This is a genomic window from Lysinibacillus sp. NPDC047702 (assembly GCF_050272555.1).
GTDB lineage: Bacteria > Bacillota > Bacilli > Bacillales_A > Planococcaceae > Lysinibacillus.
On sequence record NZ_JBNNMG010000112.1, the window covers coordinates 1 to 5,944 of the forward strand.

The 5,944-nt window shown below is 34.4% G+C and carries 8 protein-coding genes; 1 reads left to right on the forward strand and 7 read right to left on the reverse strand.

The genetic code is table 11. The annotated features are described in order from the left end of the window. Positions 1-91: 91 nt before the first annotated feature. From ACQKIM_RS27405 to ACQKIM_RS27425, 5 genes are all read right to left on the reverse strand, one after another. Complete coding sequence (locus ACQKIM_RS27405; protein ID WP_427550027.1) at positions 92-460, reverse strand: hypothetical protein; 369 nt, start codon at positions 458-460, stop codon at positions 92-94. Between the two features lie 453 nt (positions 461-913). Beyond that, positions 914-1,504 carry a hypothetical protein gene (locus tag ACQKIM_RS27410; protein WP_427550029.1) on the reverse strand — a complete coding sequence of 197 codons (591 nt, stop codon included), beginning with the start codon at positions 1,502-1,504 and terminating at the stop codon, positions 914-916. Continuing rightward, positions 1,491-1,772 (reverse strand): NAD(P)-binding domain-containing protein, encoded by a 282-nt coding sequence (locus ACQKIM_RS27415; protein WP_427550032.1) that lies wholly within the window; start codon positions 1,770-1,772, stop codon positions 1,491-1,493. The genes ACQKIM_RS27410 and ACQKIM_RS27415 overlap by 14 nt, the downstream gene beginning before the upstream one ends. Positions 1,773-1,819: 47 nt before the next feature. Then, positions 1,820-2,914, reverse strand: coding sequence for a DNA alkylation repair protein (locus ACQKIM_RS27420; protein WP_427550034.1), 1,095 nt, complete (start codon positions 2,912-2,914; stop codon positions 1,820-1,822). Between the two features lie 62 nt (positions 2,915-2,976). Next, complete coding sequence (locus ACQKIM_RS27425; RefSeq protein ID WP_427550036.1) at positions 2,977-3,303, reverse strand: hypothetical protein; 327 nt, start codon at positions 3,301-3,303, stop codon at positions 2,977-2,979. A gap of 172 nt (positions 3,304-3,475) precedes the next feature. Here ACQKIM_RS27425 and ACQKIM_RS27430 point away from each other — a divergent pair, with 172 nt between their 5' ends. Continuing rightward, positions 3,476-4,384, forward strand: coding sequence for a helix-turn-helix transcriptional regulator (locus ACQKIM_RS27430; RefSeq protein ID WP_427550044.1), 909 nt, complete (start codon positions 3,476-3,478; stop codon positions 4,382-4,384). Positions 4,385-4,397: 13 nt separating this feature from the next. Here the strand turns inward: ACQKIM_RS27430 and ACQKIM_RS27435 are convergent, their stop codons facing one another. Further along, the gene (locus tag ACQKIM_RS27435; RefSeq protein WP_427550038.1) at positions 4,398-4,574 is read right to left on the reverse strand and encodes a hypothetical protein; all 177 of its coding nucleotides are present in this window, start codon (positions 4,572-4,574) and stop codon (positions 4,398-4,400) included. A gap of 587 nt (positions 4,575-5,161) precedes the next feature. Beyond that, the gene (locus tag ACQKIM_RS27440) at positions 5,162-5,788 is read right to left on the reverse strand and encodes a hypothetical protein (RefSeq protein WP_427550041.1); all 627 of its coding nucleotides are present in this window, start codon (positions 5,786-5,788) and stop codon (positions 5,162-5,164) included. Positions 5,789-5,944: the final 156 nt, after the last annotated feature.

A 5,944-nucleotide genomic window follows, 5' to 3' on the forward strand; every position in this document is an offset into this window, starting at 1 on the left:
CGTTTTGTCATCTTAGACACTCCTAGTAAATTGTTAAGATTATTATACTTTATAAACTCCCAATTCACTGTGTCCATAATTTAGACTAACATCATATATAATACATTCCTAATTGTCCCTTTATTTCGCCTTCTTTAGAAATATCAATTTCTTCAGATGTCTCCTTAATTACTATGTCTTTTGCTTCTAAATAAGTGAAATTAGGTAGATTATAAAAAATAATAAAGCCTATCAAAACTAACCCTATTGGATAAATCGTTAATAATAGGTTTGATAATTTTTTAACAACATTTTCCTTGCTAAATATAAAGACTACTAGAAGTAATAGACTAACCAATAAATTAGATAACCAAGTGTTTGTATATTTTACAGTAAATTCATATTTATTTCCGATAATATAAATTATTATCGATAAACAAATATGGATTGCCGCTAGTGCTATCAGTATTATTTTCTTCATTATAGCCCCTCACACCATTTAAATATTATAAGTAAAAAAACTTTTGCCAAGACCATGTATTTTCTTGCCTTGGTGGTTGTGTCCACTCACTCTACATACAGGGAGTGACGTCAAAAGATCAGCAGCTACCAAATTGCCAAAGATTTCAATCCGCACTCTCCATACAGAGAGTGACTTCAAAAAACATCATTTAAATAATATCTTACATAATTTTTACAAATTATAAATATTATTCATTTATCTTTATACTATAAAACTCTTTCTAAATCATCTATTTTTTAAGATTTTCAGTGCGAATCCTTTAGGTCTTTGTGTTAGCCTATGATTCGCACTTATTACTATATACTACTGAGATTACTGAACATTAACTAAGTCCACACCGATGAAGTGGTCTTTAACATATTTTAGGCTATCGATTCAGAAAAAATCATAAACACTTTTTGTCCAAATACTCTATCTCAATACTTTAATTAAAGCGCCAAGCTCTTCATTTCCGTAGCCTGCATCCAAGACCCTCTTGAAAAGTTCTTGGGCAAACATTGGAAATTCATTGTTAATTTTTGCTTCTTGTGCTTGTACCATAAAAAGGTCAACTGTTGTCATACACATATTTATAGAACTCTGTGGGTTATCGTAAGTTTCTGTTTGAATTACTTTGCTCTCAAACTTGATAACCTCACCAATGACTGGTGAAACATGGGCAATCATGGAACCGAAATCATCAATGCGTAGTCCATCTGATTCAAGGATGCGCGCTGCGTGGAAAAATCCTAAATAGGAACCAAACAGATATGAAAGAAAGGCTAGATCTGTAGAGGATGCAGCACTAACTTGCGCTCCAAGATAAGGAACATTTCCAGCTAAGCTTTTTAAAATATGCTCACTCTGTTGATAGGCTTTTAAGGAACCAGATGTGAAAATCGTAGCTTCTGAATTTCCCATTTGAAGTGGTGAAGCCACTATTGCTCCATCAAGATATTCTACATTATGCGCTTGCGCCCATAATTCATTGTCACGTGCTTGTTGAGGGCTACCTGTACTCAATTGGATTAGCACTCGATCTGAGAGAGCTTGTTTGACTTCTTTTGTAAATAGTAAGTGAAGCATTATAATCAGATACACAGATAATGGACACCTCACTTGCACTTATAGCAGCAGCTACACTGGTAGCAAGGGTTGCTCCTTCCTTTATTAAAGGTTCTGCTTTTGCTGTTGATCGATTCCACACTGTCACTTGATAGCCCTTTTTAAGCAGGACCCGTGCTAATGTTGTCCCCATTGATCCCAAGCCAATTACTGTTACATTATTCATCTATTTTCCCTCCAAATATATTATCATTATCTGTATAGTTCTTACGTTTAGTGTTCTATGGTATTGGTGACATAAAATTCTGCTGCAGATAGTTCTTGTCCATTTATAACTACTGTCAGCTTATGTTTACCTGGATAATGCTTACGGGTTGTCAAATCTTTAAAAGAATGCCTTCGTACATAGAGTCGACTTTCTTTATCAAAGATGCGTTCTGTTACCTTAAATAGTTTTCTAGAAGTTGAGCCATTCGCTTTGACAAAATCAATTGCATATTCGACTCGGAGCTTTTGGGGCACAAAGGTGTTTGACTGAATCGAAAATGAAAAACTAAGAGTTTGCTCAATTGCCAAACTATCCTTTTCTAGCGATAAATTATGAACAGCTATATCTGGTGAGGTTTCAAAACCGAATAATAAAAGTACCTCAGAATCTCCTTTTCGCAGTAAACCACGACATCCATGTTTAATAATCCAATCCGTAATTGAATTCTCTCCATGCCATTCACATGCGAGATTTTTCACTAGCTCCGGATGATCTTTGGAAATATCATTCAGATTATTGGCCACACTTTTCTGTACATAAACGGATGAGTCCTGTTTGAGCTGGTTCAATATTGGTAGGATTGGTGAAGGATTCAATTTAAAGGTTTTCAAAGCAGACGCCCATGGCAGCCGAGGTCGACACCCCTCGCTCGCTAACCGTCTGATATGAGGATTGGGATGGCTCGCCCACTTTAACATTTGATCCATCATCCTGTGAGAATCTTTGATTATGAAGGCTCGAACGGCAAACTCTGAACTGGAGAATTGAGTAAATACCTCCAATGCAATCATAGAATCATTCCAATCATCTAGTCCGTTTGCTTCCACAAAATCCGGAAAAAATAAGTATTCCACCCCTTTACATTTTGGTGCAATTTCTATCAAAATGGATAATGCATCACGATAGGATATTGGTAAAGTCATTCGTAAAGCATTACTAATATGTCTAATACGCTGTTTAAATTTTTCTTCTTCCCAATGGTCGTCATAGATTAAATCCATAAACTTATTAGAATCAAATGCAGGAAATTCTATTTTTAATATGGATATAAATTGATTAAAGAAATCAATTGTATATTTACCCTCAAATGTGTCAGCCATGTCCTATCTCCTTTTTTAGTTATCATTTCAACCTAATATGACGTCATCTGTATTTACTATAACTATAATAAGTTCAGATTAGTCGGGATCAGATGTCTTTGCGTAATCTCCCTTGAATCAATCATGGATACAAAACTTTGAAACTCTGATTTAGACTTTAGTTCCTCTACAGCTGCCAATGCACTTTCCATATCGCACCAATAAATAATGTCCGTCCATTGACTTTCATCGGATGTATGTAGTAAAGTCCGCCCTTCAAACCCTGATATTTCATGTTTTAGTACCTTGGTTAGTGCGGCTGAGGCTAGACAAAAACGATGCTTATCGATCCCCTCCTTTAGCTCAAATAAAACAACTTCCATTACATAGTTTTGATGTTCTAGTTCCATATTTTTGTCTCCTTTCATCCTTTTATTGGGGAGGTCAATATCTTCCTGTGTAGATTTTCAAAGCTTCCTAAACATTGACTTCGAGTTTTAATATAAGTGATAATAGTGACAACTATTGGCACTATTAAAAAGTTTTTTGATAGAGGAGGACTTTTTTTATGCACAAAGCGCAATGAAGGTCAATGAGCGTAAGAAGTTTACCATTCAGGAGATGGCGGATGAATGCGGTGTTTCACGCCGAACGATGATTCGTTATTTAATGGAACTGAGTGAATTAGGAGTACCGCTTTATTCCGAAACAGGACCTAGTGGAGGTTATCGTGTTCTACGTGAGAAAGTGCTTCCGCCAATCAGCTTTACCGAACACGAGGCAATCGCATTGTTTTTTGCTTGCCAATCGTTACATAATTACAAAGTTCTCCCCTTTAAAAACGAAGTGAATACGGCATTAGATAAATTTTTTCATTATTTATCAAGTGAGCTGAAGCAAAAGATTGAAAGTATGCAGCAACGGCTTATATTTTGGGTGCCTCCACATGAGTTGGAAGTGCCATTCTTAAAGGAACTACTTGAAGCTGCACTTGAACAGCATGTCATCACAATCAAGTATGAAGCAGCTACTAGTAAAACTAGAAGCATTCAACCTCTTGGAGTTTATACGATGAACGGGCTATGGTACTGTCAGGCCTTTTGTTTCTTAGCAGAGGATTATCGAGTATTTCGCGTGGATAGAGTGAAGGATTTTTCTTTAGCTGCAGACCAAAGTTTAAAATTGAATATGACGAATGAGCACATTAAGGCATGGATTATGCCAGCAAATGAGGATAATATGTTAGACCTTGAGGTAGATTTAACACCAGAGGGAGTAAGGCGTTGTCAATCAGAAGTATGGTTATCCCAGTGGATGGAGCTAGGTGAGGATGGATATGGTACAATTTGTACAAAAATAAACTCTTCATTTACACCATGGTTGGTACATTTTTTTCTAGGCTTAGGCATGGAGGCTAATGTAAAACATCCCCAGATAGTACGTGAACAAATTAAAAACAAGCTACAGGAATTAATCAAACAATACGATTGAAGATTAGAATAATTTATTTTAAATCTAGTGCAAAGCTATAAAAACCAGGTACTTTGTTAAGTGCCTGGTACCTATCCACTTCCTTTACAAATGCTTTTACATCATCTTTACTTACACGATTATCTTTTTGACAAGCACTCAATCCAACGACTGAAATGACCATCAATAACAATAAAGACAACTTTTTCATTATGTATTCCCCCTCGTATATTTGAACTTTACTAAATATATAATTTTTACTCAAAGGAAATTCCCCACCTGTAGTTTAATGATGTAGGTTTATCTAGTTATGTTATTAATAACTAGATTCCATTAAACTCTGTTTTGTTGGTAATTTCATTTATGCCTTGTTTGAATTGTACAACTTCTTTTTAAATTAGTCTGAGGTCAAAATAGATTCGTGCAAAATTAATAATTGAACTTTCGCCATTTTCTTTGGAAATAATCTAATAACTAATAATACCTACAACTATTTTAAATCCCTATTCAAAATAAAATTAGCGCACATAAGTTCAATGAATTTTTTTCTTCCTTCTTTTATTCAAAAAAATAAATAAAACAATACTGATAAATAGTAAAAAACCGATAGTAAAATATATAATTGGCGCATCAATAACAACGAAATAACTGTCTTGCACTTGATATTCCTGATTCGCAAATTGCATTAAATCACCCCCGAAAATTTAGGTTGTCCTATTATCTATTAGTTGGTTTTACATTAGTTTAATTAATCCTTATCCCTGCAACAAAAAAAGCACCTATTAGAGTGCTTTTTAATTAATTATTCTCATTTAGATCATCTGGATAAACAATTGTGTTTAGTACTTCTCCATTTGATTCGTCTTTAAAAATGACTGTAACTTTAAATTTCTCAGAATCTATCCCGCTGAAAAGTTGATAATACATGCCTGTTAATGCAAGTCCCATTGATGCCAAAGCATCAAAACTATTTTCAAACTGTTCTTTATTTACAGTTATCGTAAACTCAGTAAAGGATTTATTATATGTGACATCCTTGATGGAAGTAAAATCTTTGCTAGTTTTAATTTCTTCTATCGTATCTAAAATACTTTTTTCCATCTCTTTCATCATTTCTTTATGAACGGATTTAGACATTTTATAAGTTACAGAACCGTCATCGTTTTTAATGACTTCCTTAACACCTTCTTTTTTTACTTCAGTAATAGCTGACTCGATATCCTGCCCTGCAAAAAAGGAAGCTGGAATTGTAATTTCCACATTTAAAAGTCCTTTATCAACTTTAAACGATTCATCCTTAGTTTCTTCTGCTGCTTTATCAGCACTATCGCTTTTCTTACCACTTTCACTTTCTTTATCTTGGCTACATGCTACTAGTAAAACACTTAATAACATTGCTAGTGGTAATATAAGTATTTTTTTCATTCTTTAATCCCCCTTCTACATAAATATACATAGGTAATAGAAGAAATTCTATTTTTATTTTGTAAGCCCGTATTCAAATAACGCATATAATCACGTAGCACCTCTCGGTACTATAAAGGTATCAATTAAAGGAGGTGCCTTTCATTGCCACAGCAA

Coding starts and splice junctions, on each gene's coding strand:
- ACQKIM_RS27405 (WP_427550027.1), bottom strand. CDS start 460: ATGAAGAAAATAATACTGATAGCACTAGCGGCAATCCATATTTGTTTA.
- ACQKIM_RS27415 (WP_427550032.1), bottom strand. CDS start 1,772: ATGAATAATGTAACAGTAATTGGCTTGGGATCAATGGGGACAACATTA.
- ACQKIM_RS27420 (WP_427550034.1), bottom strand. CDS start 2,914: ATGGCTGACACATTTGAGGGTAAATATACAATTGATTTCTTTAATCAA.
- ACQKIM_RS27425 (WP_427550036.1), bottom strand. CDS start 3,303: ATGGAACTAGAACATCAAAACTATGTAATGGAAGTTGTTTTATTTGAG.
- ACQKIM_RS27430 (WP_427550044.1), top strand. CDS start 3,476: ATGAAGGTCAATGAGCGTAAGAAGTTTACCATTCAGGAGATGGCGGAT.
- ACQKIM_RS27435 (WP_427550038.1), bottom strand. CDS start 4,574: ATGAAAAAGTTGTCTTTATTGTTATTGATGGTCATTTCAGTCGTTGGA.
- ACQKIM_RS27440 (WP_427550041.1), bottom strand. CDS start 5,788: ATGAAAAAAATACTTATATTACCACTAGCAATGTTATTAAGTGTTTTA.